Source organism: Gordonia lacunae (assembly GCF_002149015.1).
GTDB lineage: Bacteria > Actinomycetota > Actinomycetes > Mycobacteriales > Mycobacteriaceae > Gordonia > Gordonia lacunae.
On record NZ_NGFO01000034.1, the window covers coordinates 1 to 17883 of the forward strand.

At 68.0% G+C, this 17883-nt stretch carries 17 protein-coding genes; 14 read left to right on the top strand and 3 right to left on the bottom strand.

Features of this window, described 5'->3' with window-relative positions; translation table 11 throughout:
• Positions 1 to 110 precede the first annotated feature (110 nt).
• Positions 111 to 1625, bottom strand: a complete 1515-nt coding sequence (locus tag CA982_RS22135; protein ID WP_086537337.1) for a DUF3375 domain-containing protein — start codon at positions 1623 to 1625, stop codon at positions 111 to 113.
• 124 nt (positions 1626 to 1749) lie between these two features.
• On the opposite strand from CA982_RS22135, the gene CA982_RS22140 reads away from it, so the two are divergent.
• Positions 1750 to 2865: an alpha/beta hydrolase gene (locus CA982_RS22140; protein ID WP_086537338.1), complete on the top strand. Its 1116-nt coding sequence runs from the start codon at positions 1750 to 1752 to the stop codon at positions 2863 to 2865.
• A 217-nt stretch (positions 2866 to 3082) separates the two neighbouring features.
• On the opposite strand, the gene CA982_RS22145 is transcribed toward CA982_RS22140, so the two are convergent.
• Positions 3083 to 3769, bottom strand: coding sequence for a ZIP family metal transporter (locus CA982_RS22145; protein ID WP_086537339.1), 687 nt, complete (start codon positions 3767 to 3769; stop codon positions 3083 to 3085).
• Between the two features lie 718 nt (positions 3770 to 4487).
• On the opposite strand from CA982_RS22145, the gene CA982_RS22150 reads away from it, so the two are divergent.
• From CA982_RS22150 to CA982_RS22210, 13 genes are all read left to right on the top strand, one after another.
• Positions 4488 to 5012, top strand: a complete 525-nt coding sequence (locus CA982_RS22150; RefSeq protein WP_086537340.1) for an MSMEG_0572/Sll0783 family nitrogen starvation response protein — start codon at positions 4488 to 4490, stop codon at positions 5010 to 5012.
• Positions 5013 to 5131: 119 nt separating this feature from the next.
• Positions 5132 to 6043 (top strand): carbon-nitrogen hydrolase family protein, encoded by a 912-nt coding sequence (locus tag CA982_RS22155; protein WP_086537372.1) that lies wholly within the window; start codon positions 5132 to 5134, stop codon positions 6041 to 6043.
• Entirely contained in the window at positions 6036 to 6395 is a 360-nt protein-coding gene (locus tag CA982_RS22160) for an MSMEG_0570 family nitrogen starvation response protein (protein WP_086537341.1), read from the top strand. Before CA982_RS22155 ends, CA982_RS22160 begins: the two co-directional genes overlap by 8 nt.
• On the top strand, positions 6392 to 7663 hold the full coding sequence (locus CA982_RS22165) for an MSMEG_0569 family flavin-dependent oxidoreductase (RefSeq protein ID WP_086537342.1): 1272 nt from the start codon (positions 6392 to 6394) through the stop codon (positions 7661 to 7663). The genes CA982_RS22160 and CA982_RS22165 overlap by 4 nt, the downstream gene beginning before the upstream one ends.
• Before the next feature lie 332 nt (positions 7664 to 7995).
• The gene (locus tag CA982_RS22170) at positions 7996 to 9051 is read left to right on the top strand and encodes an MSMEG_0568 family radical SAM protein (protein ID WP_086537343.1); all 1056 of its coding nucleotides are present in this window, start codon (positions 7996 to 7998) and stop codon (positions 9049 to 9051) included.
• Position 9052: 1 nt separating this feature from the next.
• Positions 9053 to 10483 carry an MSMEG_0567/sll0787 family protein gene (locus CA982_RS22175; RefSeq protein ID WP_086537344.1) on the top strand — a complete coding sequence of 477 codons (1431 nt, stop codon included), beginning with the start codon at positions 9053 to 9055 and terminating at the stop codon, positions 10481 to 10483.
• Between the two features lie 49 nt (positions 10484 to 10532).
• Complete coding sequence (locus CA982_RS22180; RefSeq protein ID WP_086537345.1) at positions 10533 to 11381, top strand: carbon-nitrogen hydrolase family protein; 849 nt, start codon at positions 10533 to 10535, stop codon at positions 11379 to 11381.
• Positions 11382 to 11407: 26 nt separating this feature from the next.
• Positions 11408 to 12520 carry an MSMEG_0565 family glycosyltransferase gene (locus tag CA982_RS22185; RefSeq protein WP_086537373.1) on the top strand — a complete coding sequence of 371 codons (1113 nt, stop codon included), beginning with the start codon at positions 11408 to 11410 and terminating at the stop codon, positions 12518 to 12520.
• Positions 12517 to 13554: a DMT family transporter gene (locus CA982_RS22190; RefSeq protein WP_086537346.1), complete on the top strand. Its 1038-nt coding sequence runs from the start codon at positions 12517 to 12519 to the stop codon at positions 13552 to 13554. Before CA982_RS22185 ends, CA982_RS22190 begins: the two co-directional genes overlap by 4 nt.
• The gene (locus CA982_RS22195) at positions 13520 to 13930 is read left to right on the top strand and encodes a nuclear transport factor 2 family protein (RefSeq protein ID WP_086537347.1); all 411 of its coding nucleotides are present in this window, start codon (positions 13520 to 13522) and stop codon (positions 13928 to 13930) included. Before CA982_RS22190 ends, CA982_RS22195 begins: the two co-directional genes overlap by 35 nt.
• Positions 13927 to 14961: an LLM class F420-dependent oxidoreductase gene (locus tag CA982_RS22200; RefSeq protein ID WP_086537348.1), complete on the top strand. Its 1035-nt coding sequence runs from the start codon at positions 13927 to 13929 to the stop codon at positions 14959 to 14961. The genes CA982_RS22195 and CA982_RS22200 overlap by 4 nt, the downstream gene beginning before the upstream one ends.
• Positions 14961 to 15455 (top strand): SRPBCC family protein, encoded by a 495-nt coding sequence (locus CA982_RS22205; RefSeq protein WP_208618062.1) that lies wholly within the window; start codon positions 14961 to 14963, stop codon positions 15453 to 15455. The genes CA982_RS22200 and CA982_RS22205 overlap by 1 nt, the downstream gene beginning before the upstream one ends.
• A gap of 29 nt (positions 15456 to 15484) precedes the next feature.
• Positions 15485 to 16093, top strand: a complete 609-nt coding sequence (locus CA982_RS22210; RefSeq protein ID WP_086537349.1) for an FKBP-type peptidyl-prolyl cis-trans isomerase — start codon at positions 15485 to 15487, stop codon at positions 16091 to 16093.
• Between the two features lie 334 nt (positions 16094 to 16427).
• Here the strand turns inward: CA982_RS22210 and CA982_RS22215 are convergent, their stop codons facing one another.
• Positions 16428 to 17843 carry a cytochrome P450 gene (locus tag CA982_RS22215; protein WP_208618063.1) on the bottom strand — a complete coding sequence of 472 codons (1416 nt, stop codon included), beginning with the start codon at positions 17841 to 17843 and terminating at the stop codon, positions 16428 to 16430.
• Between the last annotated feature and the right edge of the window lie 40 nt (positions 17844 to 17883).

Consider the following 17883-nt stretch of genomic DNA (forward strand, 5'->3'; position numbering starts at 1 on the left):
GGTGGGGGCCGCGTCGGACTCGGGGGCGCCCTTCGTGGCTCGCTGCGCTCGCACCTCAGGGAGCGGGGGTGGAATCTCGCCGGAGCCGGGGTTGGTCTCGTCGGTGGTGGTCATTCGGCGTCGACCTCCGCAGTCGGAATCGGTTCGGTGAAGGTCAGGTCGGGCACTTCGATGGCGTGGTCGTCGCCGATGAGGGACCGGAAGCGGACGGTGGTCATCGGTACCTTCTCCCCTGCCGCTTGCTGTTTCGAGGCCCACGACCACAGGACGATGACGTGCGCGAGGTACGGCTCCTCGAGTCCGCCGATGACGTCGGCGAGGGCGACCGGCCCCGCGGCGACCGCAGCATTCACGGTGTCGGTGAGTTCGGTCGTGTCGACCTGACCGGACAGCGACGCGAACGAGGTGAGATCGGCGTCGACGGCGGCCGGGAGCGCCGGTGCGGGTGGGACGTGTTCGCGGATCTCGAAGGCGAGTCGGCCGATCGAGTTCACCGTCGGCGCGGCCAGAGGTAGCTCGTAGCCGATGCGACGGTCCGCGAGGGACGTCTTGAGTAGCTCGTTGGCGGTGGCCAGGGCGTCGTTGAGCTGTCGGGCGAGACCGCGGCTCTGCTCCAGCGTCCCGGACGCGACGAAGCGTCGGATACGGCGTGCACACCGCTGCCGGGTGCGGCCGACCTCGGCCATCTGCTGGGTCACGAGGCCGAAGAAGTTGTCCATCACCGACCGCAGGCCCGCGTCCATGGTCGGGAAGCTGGCGATGATCGTCTCGATGTCGGACTTCAGGCGGGCGCGACGCTCTGGATCCTGGATCAGGTGCGAGAACGCCTGGTACGACGCGGACTGCGGCGAGTCGAGGAGCGCCTCGTAGTCGTCGAAGAGCTGGCGCTGGCGGTCGCGGTAGGCGAGGTCGGAGTCGCCGGGGTCGTCGAGCAGCGCGGTGGTGATGCGGTCCAGCATCGTGCCGTACTGGCCGATGTCGGAGATGATCTGCTCCATCTGGTAACCGATGGTCCGGGCGGCGTCCTCGGCGACGCGCAGGTCGACCGGGGGTCGTCGGCCGGCGTCGAGGTCGGCGAGCTCGGCGTCGAGGTCGGACATCTGCGCCTCGATCTCCGAACGGATCTGGTCGGGATCGTTGCTGACCTGACCAGCGACGCGTCGGAGCTCGGCGGCGATACCGGTGATGGAGCCGCCGGTGGCGATCGAATCCTCGCGACGCTGCCGCCGCATGAAGTCCAGGACCGACCGCGCCTCGCTGGTCAGGTGGCACAGGTTGGGGGCGTGCGGGTCGGTCGTGTCGGTGACGCGGTGCAGCCAGCCCTGCCGAGCCCAGAGTTTGACCAGTTCGAGGCCGGTTGCCTGATCGGTGAGGTCGAGGTCGGCGAGGTCGCGGTCCAGGCGCACCGTCAGCTCGGTCTCGGACAGTTTGGCGCCGTAGTCGAGGTGCCGCTCCATCAAGGTGACGTAGAGAGCCGAGTTGGTGGCCGCGAAGAGTCGGCCCACCGCCGATTTCTGGATCGAGCGGTTCGATTCCCACGCGTCGGCCAGCGTGAGCTGCACGGACTCGGCGCCGCTCGATGCGCCGGGGGCCTCGACCGGAGCCGGGAAGGCTGAGAACTCCATCGCCGCCTCACGGGGATCTCGGGGACTAGAGGACCCGGGTAGTCTGCCACGCCTGGCAGCTGCCGCCCCACCCGGTGGGTCGCGTGTCCAGCCGCGTGAGACGCGCGTCGCTACCCTGAGGCGCATGGTGATGGCTGATCGTCCGGAGGTCCAGACCGCGTCGGCGCCGGTGACCGCGCTGACCGTCGTCGGACTCGCGCAGAGCATGATCAACGGGCTCGCGCGGGTGCCGTTCCGCAAGCCGTGGTCGGGTCCGTCCGGGCTGCTCGACAACCTCGGCCAGTCGGTCACCCGCCAGACCATCCGCGCGTTCATGGGCTACTCGATGGGACTGCCGATCGAGGAGTTCCGGTCGATGGAGAAAATGCTCGACGACGTGTGCCGCGTCGTGATGCCGCCCTTCGTCGAACTGACCGACGGCGTCGAACTCACCGACGACATCGTCGGCGGCGTGCCCGGACTGTGGTGTCGCGCCAAGGCCAGCTCCGACGCCTACGTTGACGACGACGAGGACAAGGAAGAAATCGGCGCGACGATCCTCTACCTGCACGGCGGCGGATACATCGGCACCTCGCCGATGATGTACTCGGCCTTCGCGTCGTCGCTCGTGCGCATCTCGGGGCACGAGGTGTTCATCGCCGACTATCGGATGGCTCCCGAATTCCCCTTCCCCGCAGGTGTTCACGACGCCGCCGATGTCTACCGCGGGTTGTTGGGACGCGGCGTCGACCCCGACCACATCATCGTCGCCGGCGACTCCGGTGGCGGTGGGCTCGCGGCGTCGCTGGTGGCCTACCTTCGCGACCACGACCTGCCGCGTCCCGGCGCGCTCGCACTGTTCTCCCCCGAGATCGACCTCGATCTCGACCACCCGTCGGTCACCGAGAACGCCCCGTACGACATCCTGCCCTGGAGCATCCCGGTGACGCCGTATCTGCACGGCGTCCAACCGAACGACGCGCGGGTGTCGCCGGTCAACGCCGAGCCCGACCCGTCCTGGTTCCCGCCGACGTTCGTGTGCTGGGGCGGCAGCGAGATGTTCCGCGACGGCATACGCGACTTCGCGGCACGGCTCGAGGCGTCGGACGTGACGACGCATGCCATCGAAGAACCCGGCATGTTCCACGTGTTCCCCATCCTCATGCCGTGGGCCGAGGCGTCGAAGCGGGTGTTCCGGGCGTTGTCCGAGTTGGCGGACGGGCACGTCGAAAGTGATCCGGAGGCTGTGCAGACGCACTGAGGGTCGTGGCGCGCCCTTCGTGGCTCGTCGCTTTCGCTCCTCGCACCTCAGGGAGCAAGGGGGGTTGCGGGGACCCTTCGTGACGGCCCTCCGCAAGCTCCGGGCCTCCTCAGGGAGCGGTGGGAGCTCGGCCTTCGCAAGCTCCGGGCCTCCTCAGGGAGCGGTGGGAGCTCGGCCTCCGCAAGCTCCGGGCCTCCTCAGGGAGCAGATGACGCGGTCAGCCGAGGACGAACGCGAGCAGGAAACCTGCTGCGGTCGCGAGGCCGACCCACCAACCGCCCTCGCGGTAGGCCTCCGGCATCAGGGAGTTGGCGAGCACGCCCAACGTCGCGCCGCCGGCGAACGCCTGGACGACGCTGATCGCGGTCGATGGGATGGCGTCGGCCATCGCGTAACCGCCCACCGTGACGGCAACCAGGACAACGGCGGTGAACGTCCACATCGCCAGCGCCGAGCGGCCCGAGGCGTCGTGCTCGCGGCGCATCAACGACGCGCCGCTCACCGCTTCCGGGACGTTGCCGACCGCGATCGCCACCACCAGCACGAGCGAACCACCCGCGGTCAGCGAGACGCCGAGCGCGGTGTTCTCCGGCACGCCGTCGAGGAAGACGCCGATCATCAGTGCGGGACCGATCGCCGACGACCCGAGCTTGGTTTCGACGAGACGATCGGCGACGACGTAGACCGCGGTCCCGGAGAACAGCGCGAGGGCCGCCACGCCGGTGCCGGCCTGGGTGAAGGCGGGTTCGAATAGTTCGGTCGACACAGCCGCGATCATCGTGCCCGCGCCGAACGCCATCAGCGTCGCCAGGATCGGATTCGGCAGGTCCCACCGCAGACCGATCGCCGCACCGACCGCGATCGGAATGGCGGTCGCGAGGCCGTACAGAACTGCAGTCAGCATGACGACAAGGTTGCCCCGTGTCGCGGGTGATGGCGAGTGCGGCGCGCACAGGTGTAGTCGCTGGTTGCGGAGACCCTTCGTGACGGCCCTCCGCAAGCTCCGGACCTCCTCAGGGAACAGGGGTGCATGGCCCTCCGCAAGCTCCGGGCCTCCTCAGGGAGCAGGGGGGTGCACGGGACTCCGCTGGCTCCGGACCTCCTCAGGGAGCAGGGGGTGCACGGCCTCCGCAAGCTCCGGACCTCCTCAGGGAGCAGGGGGGTCGCCTTCGCTCGTCGCGCCTCAGGGCTGCGAGTGGTGGTTGCTCGCACCTCACGGAGCGAGAGCCGATCAAGGATCCGCAATCCAACAGGTCACGGAATTGCGGATACCTCGATGGACCGTGCTGTGGGGTGAGGGATACACTGGACCACGTCCGACGAACCGGTCAGACCCCCGACCCGACCGGTTCGTCGGATATTTTTGTGTCCGGCTTCGCGCGTGTCGGTCGACCGACCAGGGTCGTGTTACGCGAATCCGTGGTTTCTTTATTCCGCCGGAAACCATTCGGTAATCGACGGCGAGTGAACTGTGTGTTGTAGCAAGCACTAGCTACTCGATGAAACCGGATCTCCGGTCGAACCACTCAGGGCAATGATGCCCGACCCACCCTCGCACGTCGAGCCGCCATGCGGCCGAACACTCAGAGACACCGTCTCGTCTCGCCATCCCAGGAGTTCTTGTGTCTTCTTTCGACGAAACCATCACCGAGAACATCGCCGCGTCGCTGGCGGAGATCCCGCACCCCTCACTTCCCAAGGGCTCCAACATCTATGGCGGCACCAAGATCTTCCCCGACTACCAGGCGGAGAACGGTGAATCGTACTTCACGCTCGTGCACGGCATCGCGCACGAGTCGTCGGTGTCGTTCGTCGCTGTCCTACAGGCCACCCGCGCGCTGCGCAAGGGCTTCGAGTCGGCGATGTACTTCTACGGGCCCGGAGCCATCAATTGCCTTGCCACACGGGGATTCCCGACAACCGGCGACTCCGGATTCCCGGGCGAGCAGAACATCAACAACTCGCTCGAGACCTTCATCTCCGAGGGCGGCACCGTGTTCTGCTGTCGCTTCGGTCTCGCCCTGCACGGCGGACGCGAGGAGGACCTGATCGAAGGCGTCATCCCGGCGCACCCGCTCGACGTCCAGGACGCACTCATCCACTACGCCCGCAAGGGCGCGATCATCAACTCGACCTACATGGTCTGAGTTCGCGCCAGATTTGTTGTCTGGGAGTGGTTTCGACACGGCTCGTCGCTATCGCTCCTCACCTGCTCAACCAGCAGGGGTTGATCAACCATCAAACCATCACCGACTCCGGGAAGCACATGATCACCATCGGAACCGTCGCGGCGAACTTCACCCGCGATCTCGAGCAGAACTACGCGACGATCGAACAGTACGTCGCCGAGGCACGAACGCAGGGCGTCGACTTCCTGGTGTTCCCGGAGGCGGCGATCGGCGGATACCTGTCGTCGTTGGGCAACCACGGCGACACCCAGAAGAACAGCACCCGGTCGTTGCCGCCGGCGATTTCCCTCGACGGGCCCGAGATCGCTCGGGTGCAGTCCATCGTCGGAGACCTGGTGGTGGCGATCGGATTCTGCGAACTCGGCGAGGACGGCGAGACCCGCTACAACACGGCCGCCGTCCTCGACGGGAACCGCATCTACGGCAGCTACCGCAAGGTCCATCAGCCGCTGGGCGAGAACATGTCGTACTCGTCGGGCACCGGTTACGACGTCTTCGACACTCCCGTCGGCCGGATCGGCCTCCAGATCTGTTACGACAAGGCCTTTCCCGAGGCGGCCCGGATCATGGCGCTCAAGGGCGCCGAGATCATCGCCAGTCTGTCCGCGTGGCCCGCGGCGCGCACCGCGACCGCAGAGAATCTGCAGGACGACCGTTGGACGTACCGGTTCAACCTCTTCGACACCGCGCGTGCCCTGGAGAATCAGGTGTTCTGGGTTGCGGCCAACCAGAGCGGCACTTTCGGGTCCTTGCGCTATGTAGGTAATGCCAAGATCGTCGATCCCGGTGGGAACATCCTCGACACAACGCTTCTCGGGAGCGGCATGGCCGTCGCCGAGGTGGACATCGCGGAGAGCTTCACCGCCATGCGCGCCGGCATGTTCCATCTGCGGGACCGGCGGCCCGAGGTGTACGGGATGCTCGTCGAGGCCGACACCGACCCCGACACCAGTGCTGACTTCGCCTGGCGGGACCTCGCCCATGCCTGAGATGACCGTCCAGGTGCGCTGGCCCGACGGCCTGTCGCGTCACTACTACTCCCCCAGCCTCGTGCTGCATGACCATCTCGCGCCGGGAATGTATCGCGTCGACGACTTCCGGTCGCGGGCCACCACGGCACTCGACGAGGCCAGTGCACGGGTCCGCGCCAAGTACGGATTCGCCTGCACATCGGCCGCGGCGTCGGCGGAGGAGATCGCCGTCGACGCTGCTCGACATCCCGATTCCGCTGAGGTCGAGGTGGTGTCGATGTACCCGCCGTTGCCGGTTGCGGAGGTGGCTTCGATACGGGCCGTCGCTTCGCTCCGGCCCGGATCATCCAGCAGTGAGGAGCTCTCATGAAGTCACACGTGCCGGTCGTCGTCATCGGCGGCGGACAAGCCGGGCTCTCGGTCAGCTGGTACCTCGGGCGGGCGGGCGTCGAGCACCTCGTCGTCGAAGCGGACACCGCGGTTCATGCGTGGGCCGACAAGCGCTGGGACAATTTCACTCTCGTGACGCCCAACTGGCACTGCAAGCTTCCCGGGTACACCTACGACGGCCCCGATCCGGACGGGTTCATGACGCGCGACCAGGTCGTCGAGTGGCTGCACGGGTGGCTGGAGACCTTCGAACCGCCGCTCGTCGAACACACGAAGGTCACGCGGTTGCAGCGGCTGTCCGGTGATCGGTTCGAGCTGACACTCGACGGCCCCGACGGAATGCGGTCGGTCACCTGCGATCAGGCCGTCATCGCGACCGGTGGATATCCGCTGCCGGTGGTGCCACCGTTCGCGTCGTCGCTGGATCCGGCTGTGCACCAGGTGCACTCCGAGGAGTACTTCAACCCCGAGCAACTGCCCGACGGTTCGGTGCTGGTCGTCGGGTCGGGGCAGTCGGGCACGCAGATCGCCGAGGACCTCCACCTCGCGGGCCGGCAGGTGCACCTCGCGATCGGCAACGCGCCGAGGGTCGCCCGGTTCTACCGCGGGCGCGACTGCATGACATGGCTTTCCGACATGGGTCTCTACGACACCCCGACCCAGGAGTACCCCGGCGGCCGGGCGGCGCAGGAGAAGACGAATCACTACGTCACCGGCCGCGACGGTGGTCGCGACATCGACCTCCGACGATTCGCGACCGAGGGGATGAAGCTCTACGGCGTCCTCACCGACGGGAAGGATGCGGAGCTGCGGTTCGCGCCGACACTGACCGCTGCGCTCGACCGGGCCGACGCGGTGTACAACTCCATCTGCGGTGACATCGACCGTCACATCGAGAAGCTGGGCATCGAGGCGCCGGAAGCGTCCCGGTATGAACCGGTGTGGGCGCCCGAGGTCGATCCGACCGAACTCGACCTTGCCGCCGAAGGCGTCACCTCCATCATCTGGGCGATCGGCTACCGGCCCGACTACCGGTGGATCGAGGCCAGCGCGTTCGACGGCGGTGGCCGGCCCATGCAGACGCGCGGGATCACCGAGGTGCCCGGGCTCAGCTTCATCGGGCTGCCGTGGATGCACACCTGGGGCTCCGGGCGGTTCCTCGGTATCGACCGCGACGCGCGGTATGTGGCGGAGCATGTGGTCGAGTCGGTTTGTGATGGACGCGCGCGGTTGGTTGTTGCGCAGTAGGTGTGGGACTTGTGTGAGCGCCGGGATTGCGTTGTCGAGGGTGGGTCACCAGCTGGCTTCGACTCGACGCCTCGCTTCGCTCGGAGTCGGCTCAACCAGCGGGGGTTGCGTCGGGACCCTTCGAGGCTCGTCGCTAGCGCTCCTCGCACCTCAGGGAGCAGAAAGTGGTCGTCGCTATCGCTCCTCGCACCTCAGGGAGCAAACAGATCGTCGCTAGCGCTCCTCGCACCTCAGGGAGCAGAAAGTTCATCGCTTTCGCTCGCCGCACCTCAGGGAGCAGATGGCGTCGCGCTCACCGTCGAGCAAATAGTTCATTCTTCTAAGGAGTACCCATGACGGTATCGACCCGAGTCGACCTGGCGTTGCTCGGAATTCGCGGTGATCCGCCGGTGCAGCGCAGCGGCGGTGCGGGGCCCAGCGATGACGGGCACCTGATGGTCGACGGGCTGCATGCCGCGATCCCCCGGAACCCACAGAGTCCGTTCGTCTTCGACGGCGATCGTGTGCTGTACGACGGGGTCGACATCGGCGTCGAGGTCAGCGCAATCGGCCGGCCCCGGTTCTACGACCTGCGAACCCTGGACGGGGTGAGCTACGAGAAGATCGCCCGCCTGCACGGCCGGAATGTGCTGGCGACCACCGTTCTGCAGACCTGCATCCGTTACGCCGAAGACCAGCGATGCCGATTCTGCTCGATCGAGGAGTCCCTGACGTCCGGCTCGACGATTGCGGTGAAGAAGCCCGAGCAACTCGCCGAAGTCGCCCGTGCGGCCGTCGATCTCGACGGCGTCACCAACATGGTCATGACGACCGGCACCAGCGGCGGACGCGACCGCGGGGCCCGTCATCTCGCCCGGTGCGTCCGGGCGGTCAAGGCGGCAGTGCCCGAACTGCCGATCCAGGTCCAGTGCGAGCCGCCCGCTGATCTCGCCGTCCTGACCGAGCTCCGTGACGCCGGAGCGGACGCCATCGGCATCCACGTCGAATCCCTCGACGACGACGTGCGGCGTCGCTGGATGCCCGGCAAGTCGACGGTCCCGATGTCGGAGTACCGGGCGGCCTGGGCCGAGGCGGTCCGGGTGTTCGGCCGCAATCAGGTGTCGACCTACCTGCTGGTCGGGCTCGGCGAGGACACCGACGAGATGATCGCCGGCGCCAAGGAACTGGCCGACACGGGCGTGTATCCCTTCATCGTCCCGTTCCGGCGCCACGCCGGGACTCTCGCCGTCGACGTCGACAACGCCCCCGCACCCGACCCGGCGATCGTCGAGAAGATCAGCCGCGAAGTCGCCGGTCATCTGAGCTTCATCGGGATGTCCGGGTCGGAACAGCGCGCGGGGTGCGCGGCCTGCGGTGCCTGCAGCGTGCTGCCGACGGTCGGAGGCTGACGTGTTGTCACGAGGCGAACTGTCGATTCTCTCCGGGCTGCCGCGAACGACGGCGCGGTCGGACTTCCTGATCACCGTTGCCGACAGCCCGCGGGACCACACGGCATACCGCGCGCTGCGACACCGCGAATTCGTCGAACGGCAAGCGCTGTTCGAGCACACGGATCTCGACGACACCGACGAGGACCCGCGCACCACCGTCCTCGTCGCGACCCTGCCCGACGGGACGATCGCGGGTGGAGTGCGGATCGCACCCACTCCGTGGGCGGGATCGACATACGCCGACATCGGCTGGTGGTTCGGCTCGCGGCTCGTCGTCGCCGACCCGGGGCTGGCCGCCGGGATCGGCCCGGCACTCGTGCGAGCGGCGTGCGCGCACGTCGAACAGCTGGGCGCCCTGCGGTTCGACGCGACGGTCCAGGATCGTTACGCACCGATGTTCGCCCGGCTCGGCTGGCTGGACCGCGGTCCCGGCCCGCGGATCGAAGGCCGGTCGCACCGGAAGATGCGGTACCCAGTCGACAGAATCCAACGCACGGTCGACGGGACGAAAGCGGTTCTCGCCGAGGCGCTCGCGCCGTTCGCCGACATGCCCGGTGGCCTCGGAGCCGCCGGATTCCGCGGCGACGACGGCGTTCCACTGCCCGGCACCGACGTGATCGCCGCCTGCGACGCCATCATCCCGTCGATGATCGAACGCGATCCCGAGTGGGCCGGTTGGTGTTCGGTGCTCGTCAACCTCAACGACCTCAGCGCGATGGGGGCTCGTCCGCTCGGTCTGCTCGATGCCGTCGGAGCGCCCACGACGTCGCACCTGACGCGCATCATCCGCGGGATCTCCTCGGCGGCAGGCGCGTGGCGCACCCCCGTTCTCGGTGGGCACACGCAGGTCGGCGTGCCGTCGGCGCTGGCAGTGACCGCGCTGGGGACCACGCCCAGTCCACTGCCCGCGGGCGGTGGCCGAGTCGGCGACACCGTGACCCTCCACGCCGACCTCGGCGGCTCGTGGCGACCCGGATATCACGACCGACAGTGGGACTCGACGAGTTCACGCAGCAGTGACGAACTCTGCGCCATGGCGTCCCACCTCGCGACCGTCGGTCCCGCGTCGGCCAAGGACGTCAGCATGGCCGGGATCGCCGGCACGCTGGGCATGCTCGCCGAAGCGTCCGGAACCGGCGCCGAGCTTGATGTGATGGCAGTACCGCGTCCCGGCGACGCGTCGATGGGCGCGTGGCTCACCTGTTTCCCGGGGTACGCGATGCTCAGCACCGACCGCACCGGCGCCCGACGCACAGGCCCCACACCTGCTCCGGTCACAACCGTCGACTGCGGCCGATTGATCGCGGAACCCGGCGTGCGATTGCGGTGGCCCGACGGTGAGACGACCGTCGCCGTCGCATCCACCGTCACCGGGCTGGGTGCCGCGTGAATCCCGAGCGAGCGGCCGTAGCGGCGGATCCGACCGGTACAGTTCGCCCATGAGGTCGGTCACCCTCGGGGCCCTCGCCGCGCACTTCGGGCGCGACGTGGAACGCGGTGTCGCGAAAGCGGTCGGCATCGTCGAATCCGCCGCACGCGACGGCGTCGACCTCCTCGTCTTCCCCGACGCCTCGCTCGGCGGTTATCTCGGCGATCTCCGTCAGCCTGATCCGGCCGAACTGCCACCCGCCTTGGACCCCGACGGCCCGGAACTCGCCGCGATCACCGCCGCCGCCGGCGACATGACCGTGTGCATCGGGTACACCGAAGCCGTCGGCGAGCAGCGGTTCAACACCGCGGTGTGTGTCTCGGGCGACGGCGTCCTCGGCACCCACCGCAAGGTTCATCAGCCCGCAGGCGAATCGCTCGCCTACGCGGCCGGAGATCAGTTCGGCTCGTTCGACACCCCGGTCGGCCGACTGGGCATGCTGATCGACTACGACAAGACCTTTCCGGAGTCGGCACGCACGCTCGCGCTCGACGGCGCGCGGATCATCGCGGCGTTGTCCGCGTGGCCGGCCAGCGTCACCGACCGTGCTGCCCGCCTGCCCGCCGATCGACAGTCCCGGCTGTTCGACCTCTACGACTGTGCCCGTGCCGCGGAGAACCAGGTGTTCGTCGTGTCGTCGAACCAGACCGGGGTCATGGGGTCATTGCGTTTCCTCGGACAGGCGAAGGTCGTCGGGCCGGGTGGCGACATCCTGGCGACGACTCGATCGAAAGGCGGGATGGCCACGGTGACTGCCGATGTCGACGCCGAGGTCGACCGGGCGCGGCGCGTCCTGAGTCACCTTGCCGAACTACGGCCGGACACCTACCGGTCGACGACGCCGGCGGATCAGCGGTGACCGGCACGAACACTTCGCCACTCCGGGTGGCGCTGCTCACCTACTCGACGAAACCCCGTGGCGGCGTCGTTCATACGCTGAACCTGGCCGAGGCGATGGCTCGGCACGGCGCCGACGTCACGGTGTGGTCGCTCGCCCGCGGTGGCGACGAGGGTTTCTTCCGGGACGTGGATCCGGCCGTGACAGTGCGGCTCGTACCATTCCCAGACCGGGAGAACGAGACGATCACCGAACGCATCGTGCGGTCCATCGACACCCTCCGCAGCGCCTTCGACGCCGGTGCCCATGACATCGTGCACGCCCAGGACTGCATCAGCGCCAACGCCGTCGGGACGTGCATCCGCACAATTCACCATCTCGACCAGTTCACGACCCCGATCCTCGTCGACTGCCACGAGAAGGCGGTGGTCAATCCGTATGCGCGGATCTGTGTGTCGCGCGCAGTCGCCGACGAGGTCGAGCAGGGCTGGGGACTGACCCCGACGGTGATCCCGAATGGCGTTGCGTACGAACGCTTCGCCGGCGCGGCGTCGGACTCCCCCGAGTCGGTCGAGGCGCGACGGCGCTGGTCGGACCAGTTGGGCGACTACGTGCTCGCCGTCGGCGGAATCGAGCCGCGCAAGGGCAGCATCGACCTCCTGGATGCGTATGGTGCACTGCGGGAGCGTCATCCGGAACTGCAGCTCGTCTTCGCGGGCGGCGAGACCCTCTTCGACTACCGCGACTACCGCGCCGATTTCGACCGTCGGCGTGCCGAACTCGACGTCGAACCGATCGTGCTCGGCAATGTGCCCGACGACGACCTGCCGTCGCTGGTCGCCGCCTGCCGTGTCTTCGCGTTCCCGTCGGTGAAAGAGGGCTTCGGTCTGGCGGCGATGGAGGCCCTCGCCGCGGGGCGCCCGGTCGTCGCGCGAGACCTTCCCATCCTGCGCGAGGTGTTCGGCGACACCGTCGCCTACGCCTCGACCGTCGCGGAACTGACCGATGCCCTCGACGCGTCGCTCGCGTCCGACCCGGAACGCAGTCGGTCCGGCCGTTCTCTGGCCGCTTCGCTGACGTGGGACGACGCGGCCCGTCGGCACCTCAAGTTCTATGCCCGGCACCCGTACCCGGGGCCACCGGTCGGCACCCGCGGATGAGCGAGTCCCGCCGGGCCGAGCGCGCCGGCATGCTGGCGGTGGCGCTCACCGCCATCCTGTGGGGCACGTCGGGAACTGCGGCCGCGATGGCGCCCGAATTGAGCGCCGTGACCGTCGGCGCGATCGCCATGTGCGGCGGTGGGCTTCTGCAGGCGGCGGTGAACGCCCGCGCCATCCGTGCGGCGTGGATGGCGCCGGGAGCGGAGCGAGCGGGCCGAATGACACCGTCGTTGATCGGGCAGTGGCCGGTCGCGCTATTCGGCGGTATCTGCGTGCTCATCTACCCGCTCTGCTTCTTCGGGTCGATGCGCGTCGGCGGCGTCGCGCTCGGGACCGTCGTGTCACTGGCGTCGGCGCCGCTGGTCTCCGCGGTCATCGAACGGATCGCCGACGGCCGGCGACTCACCACGCGGTGGACCGTCGCCTGTCTGCTCGGGATCGTCGGCAGTGGCGCACTGGCGCTGTCGCGGAGTGAGTCGTCGCACGGGGATGCCCTCTCCGGTAACCATTCGGCCGCTGTGGGTGTGGGGCTCGGGCTGCTGGCCGGCGTCACGTACGCCGGGCTGTCGTGGGCGATGCGTCGCCTGATGAACAGGTCCGTGCCACGCGGCGCGGCGGCCGGAACCGTCATGGGTCTGGGCGGGGTGTTCCTCCTGCCGATCGTCGCGATCGGCATACCCGCGGTCATCACGCACCCCGGGACGCTGGGCGTTCTCGCCTACCTCGTCCTCGTTCCGCAGTTCCTCGGCTACGTGCTGTTCAGTCGCGGACTCGGTCGGATCGACAGTTCGACCGCCACCACCATCACCCTGATCGAACCCGCCGTGGCGACTGCGCTGGCCGTCGGCGTGCTCGCGGAACCGATCACCGCGATCGGGTGGGTGGGCATCGCTGTGCTGGCGGCGGCCTTGCTCGTACTCCTGGCTCCTCGCCTTCCGCCATCAGCCGGATCGGCATCCACTAGCGTCGAAGCAGAATCATCGACAGGGAGGTCGACACATGAAGCAGTTCCGAGAAGCCGTCGAGGCGCGTGATGAGCAGGCGATGAGGGCGTTGCTCGCCGACGATGTGGTCTTCACCAGTCCGGTCGCATTCAAGCCGTATCCGGGCAAGGCGATCACGTCGGCCATCCTGCGTGGCGTGCTGCGGGTCTTCGAGGACTTCCGCTACATCCGCGAGATCAACGACGCCGGCGGGCACGACTCGGCGCTCGTCTTCGAAGCCGTGGTCGGCGGCAAGAAGATCACCGGTTGCGACTTCATCCACGTCAACGACGACGGCAAGATCGACGACCTCATGGTCATGGTCCGCCCGCTGTCGGGCGCACAGGCCGTCGCTGCGGCGATGGGCGCGCAGTTCGACCAGATCGCCGCCGAGGCCGCAGCGGAGTCCGAGGGGGTCAGCCAGTGAAACTCGGCCTGCAACTGGGCTACTGGGGTGCGCAACCGCCGACCCATCACGCCGAGATCGTCGCCGCGGCCGAGGCCTCCGGCTTCGACAGCATCTTCACCGCCGAGGCCTGGGGATCCGACGCCTACACCCCGCTGGCCTGGCTCGGGTCGTCGACCGAACGTGTCCGGCTCGGGACATCGGTGCTGCAACTCTCGGCCCGCACACCGACCGCGTGCGCGATGGCCGCGCTGACCCTCGACCACCTGTCCGGCGGTCGGCACATCGTCGGGCTGGGTGTCTCGGGACCGCAGGTCGTCGAAGGCTGGTACGGGCAGAAGTTCGCCAAGCCCCTGGCCCGGACCCGCGAGTACATCGACATCATGCGGCAGGTCTGGGCCCGGGAGGCTCCGGTCAGCAGCGCCGGGCCCCACTACCCGCTGCCGTTCGACGGTCCGGGTGCGTCGGGATTGGGCAAGACGCTCAAGCCGATCACTCACCCCCTGCGCAGCGACATCCCGGTGATGCTCGGTGCGGAGGGGCCGAAGAACGTCGCGCTCGCCGCCGAGATCGCCGACGGCTGGCTGCCGCTGTTCTACACGCCGCGGATGGCCGACACCTACAACGAGTGGCTCGACGAAGGATTCGCTCGGCCGGGTGCCCGGCGCAGTCGCGAGGACTTCGAGGTGTGCGCGACCGCGCAGATCGTCGTCACCGACGACCGCGAGGGCACCTACGCCGCGATCAAACCGTTCCTGGCCCTCTACATGGGCGGGATGGGCAGCGAGGACACCAACTTCCACGCCGAGGTCTACCGGCGGATGGGCTACTCCGACGTCGTCGACGAGGTGACCGCGCTCTTCCGGAACAACCGCAAAGACGAAGCGGCCCAGATCATCCCCGATGCCGTCGTGGACGACTCGGCGATCGTCGGCGATCTCGACCACGTGCGCGAACAGATCAAGGTCTGGGAAGCGTGCGGGGTGACGATGATGCTCGTATCGCCGGGAAGCGTCGCCGAGGTAGAGCAACTCGCCGAGCTGATCCGCTGATGCTCTCCCCCGCCCGCGTCACCCTCATCGACACCGTGGTGCCGTTCGATGCGCCGCTCGACGTCACCTTCGACTACCTCGCGGACCCCGCGAATCGACCGGAGTGGCAGTCGAGTCTGCGTCAGGTCGACGACCTCCGGCCGATCGGTGACCGGGCCGGTGACGTCGGCACCAGCTGGACCGACGTCACGGTCGTCCCCGGGGTGTCCCCGCGGATGGAGGTGACCGCCTGTGAATCTCGCCGCATGTGGCAGGAGATCGGACGGTGGCGGTCGGTCGACGCGGTGCTGACGCTGACGTTTTCCGACCGGGACGGGGGCGATCCGGACGGGGGCGATCGGGACGGGGGCACCGACGTCCATGCCGAGGCTGTGCTGACGGTCCCCGCCGTCAGCGGGTTCGTGCTGACCGCGACGCGATGGCCCGCCGCGCGCGCTGTGCGGGCCGATCTCGAGCGGGCTGCCCGTCTTCTGGGTCGTCGCGGCTCTCGGTGAGGGATCCCTCCTCGGGTAGCGTTCCCAGGGTGAACATCAAGAACGCGACACTCGTCCTCGGCACCGCGCTCGTCCTGGCCGTCGCCGGTTGCAGCTCCGATTCCGACTCCGGTTCGGACACAACGGAAACCACTGCGACTGCGACGACCGGCGGCGCCGAGACCCCGGCAGCGGGAGCGGAGAGCTGCCCGAGCGCACCCGCGAACGCCGACGCCACACCGCAGTGGACCGAGAAGGGCACCACCGGCGCATTGCAGATGGTCGCGTCCACCGCGACCGAGGCTCCGGACATCACCGTCGAGAACCCGTTCAGCGTCGACGCCACCCAGGTCAAGGTCCTCGTCGAGGGTGACGGCGCGGTTGTCCCGGAGACCGCGACGGTGTCGGTCTGCTACGTCGGCGTCAACGGGCGCACCGGCGAGACCTTCGACAGCGCCTACGCAAACGGCTCACCCGCAACCTTTCCCCTCAACGGCGTGATCCCCGGCTTCAGCAAGGCCATCGCGAATCAGAAGGTCGGATCCAAGGTGGGCGTCGCCATGACGTCGGCCGACGGCTACGCCTCCGGTAACCCCCAGGCGGGCATCGAGGTCGGCGACACCCTCGTCTTCGAGATCAGCATTCTCGGAGCGTCGTAGGGCGGTAGCTCCCGCAAACTGTGAGCGGGCAGCCACCCCCTGCTCCCTGAGGTGCGAGCGCAGCGAGCCACGAAGGTCCTACCGTGAGATCGGTTAGGAACCTTCGTGGTTCGTCGCTATCGCTCCTCGCACCTCAGGGAGCAGGGGGCGGCGCGTGCGGGGCTCGAACCTCAGTTTCTGCGGCCTGGCGGCCGTCGTGGACTGCGAGCGGACTCTGCTCCCTGACGTGCGAGCTTGCAAGCGTCACGAAGGGTCTCGCAACCTCGGTCGGCATACCCTTCGTGACGCGCCCTCCGCAAGCTCCGGGCGCTCCTCAGGGAGCAGGGGGTAGCGCTCAGATCTTGCGGTGCCGCAGGTTGATCGGCAGGCCGTCGGCGGGGGTCGGGCCGGTTCCGTAGGTCAATTCCGGGCGGTAGTCGGCCGGGACGTCCCACTCGAAGCGCTGCAGCATCTGGTGCAGGATCGACTTCACTTCCATCCCACCGAAATACAGGCCGATGCACTTGTGTGCGCCGCCGCCGAAGGGCGCCCATGCGAACCGGTGGACCTTGTCCTCGCGGCGTTCGGCCGAGAAGCGCTCGGGGTCGAAGTGGGTCGGGTTGGGCCACCATTCCTTGCGGAGCATCGTCGCCCACGGGTGGATGGCGAGCAGCGTGCCCTTCGGGATGTAGTGCCCGCAGATCTCGGTGTCCTCGATCGCCATCCGGAAGAGCATCCCGACGGGGGCGTTGAGGCGCAACGTCTCCTTGAAGGCCAATTCCATGCTGGGGAGCTTGTCGACGTCGTCGTAGTCGATCGTCGGCTTGTCGAGTGCAAGGGATTCCTCGCGCAGCCGCTCCTGCCACTCGGGGTGCCGGCCGAGGAAGTAGGTCAGCATCGACAACGCGATGGTGCTGGTGTCGTGCGCGGCCATCATCACGAAGATCATGTGGTTGACGATGTCCTCGTCGGAGAACGTCTCGCCTTCGTCGCTCTCGGCGTTGCAGAGAACGCTGAACAGGTCATCGGCGTCGTTCCCGCGACGCAGCGGAATCTCGGACCGGAAGTACTCCTGCAGCGCCTCGCGGCCGCGGAGTCCCTGCGCCCAGGTCCAGTTGCCGACGTCCTTGCGCACGATCGCCTGACCACCCCGGACAGCGGCCTCGAACGCGTGCTCCAGTCGGTGGGCCTCGGACTCGCTGACGTGGGCTCCCATGAAGACCTCGGTCGCCAGCGACAGCGTGAGGTCCTTGGTGCGGGAGTACATCTTGAACCCGTTGCCCACCTCCCAGTTGGCGAGGGTCTTCTCGATGTGCGGGGTCATGATGTCGAGGTAGCCGGTGAGGCGGGGCCGACTGAACGCCTGCTGCATGATGCGCCGGTGCTGCATGTGCTCGTCGAAGTCCATCAGCATGACGCCGCGGCGGAAGAACGGGCCGATCATCGGTTCCCAGCCGAGTTCGCTGGAGAACGCCTTCTTGCGGTTCATCCAGACCGCTTCGATGGCATCCGGACCGACGAGGGTGACCATGTTCATGCCCAGCGCGCCGGACCATGAGACCTGGCCGTAGCGCTCGAATCGCTCCATCGCGGACTTGAGGGGGTCGACCAGCGCCTCGAGGGTGTTGCCGAGGTACGGAATCCCGGGATCACCCATGACCGGCTTGAGATCCGACCCGGCGGGTGGCTCGGCCAGCGGGCGTTCCGAGCTCGGATACATGCTGCTCGCCTTCGCCAGCACGCCTTGGATCTGTTTCTTCCGACTCGTCATGTACCTGCCACTCCCCATTGTTCCGTTGTGCGTTACATCA

Bases quoted from the DNA above. Each gene is read 5' to 3' on its own strand.
- CA982_RS22135 (WP_086537337.1), bottom strand. From the start codon at position 1,625: ATGGAGTTCTCAGCCTTCCCGGCTCCGGTCGAGGCCCCCGGCGCATCG.
- CA982_RS22140 (WP_086537338.1), top strand. From the start codon at position 1,750: ATGGTGATGGCTGATCGTCCGGAGGTCCAGACCGCGTCGGCGCCGGTG.
- CA982_RS22145 (WP_086537339.1), bottom strand. From the start codon at position 3,769: ATGCTGACTGCAGTTCTGTACGGCCTCGCGACCGCCATTCCGATCGCG.
- CA982_RS22155 (WP_086537372.1), top strand. From the start codon at position 5,132: ATGATCACCATCGGAACCGTCGCGGCGAACTTCACCCGCGATCTCGAG.
- CA982_RS22160 (WP_086537341.1), top strand. From the start codon at position 6,036: ATGCCTGAGATGACCGTCCAGGTGCGCTGGCCCGACGGCCTGTCGCGT.
- CA982_RS22165 (WP_086537342.1), top strand. From the start codon at position 6,392: ATGAAGTCACACGTGCCGGTCGTCGTCATCGGCGGCGGACAAGCCGGG.
- CA982_RS22170 (WP_086537343.1), top strand. From the start codon at position 7,996: ATGACGGTATCGACCCGAGTCGACCTGGCGTTGCTCGGAATTCGCGGT.
- CA982_RS22180 (WP_086537345.1), top strand. From the start codon at position 10,533: ATGAGGTCGGTCACCCTCGGGGCCCTCGCCGCGCACTTCGGGCGCGAC.
- CA982_RS22190 (WP_086537346.1), top strand. From the start codon at position 12,517: ATGAGCGAGTCCCGCCGGGCCGAGCGCGCCGGCATGCTGGCGGTGGCG.
- CA982_RS22195 (WP_086537347.1), top strand. From the start codon at position 13,520: ATGAAGCAGTTCCGAGAAGCCGTCGAGGCGCGTGATGAGCAGGCGATG.
- CA982_RS22205 (WP_208618062.1), top strand. From the start codon at position 14,961: ATGCTCTCCCCCGCCCGCGTCACCCTCATCGACACCGTGGTGCCGTTC.
- CA982_RS22215 (WP_208618063.1), bottom strand. From the start codon at position 17,843: ATGACGAGTCGGAAGAAACAGATCCAAGGCGTGCTGGCGAAGGCGAGC.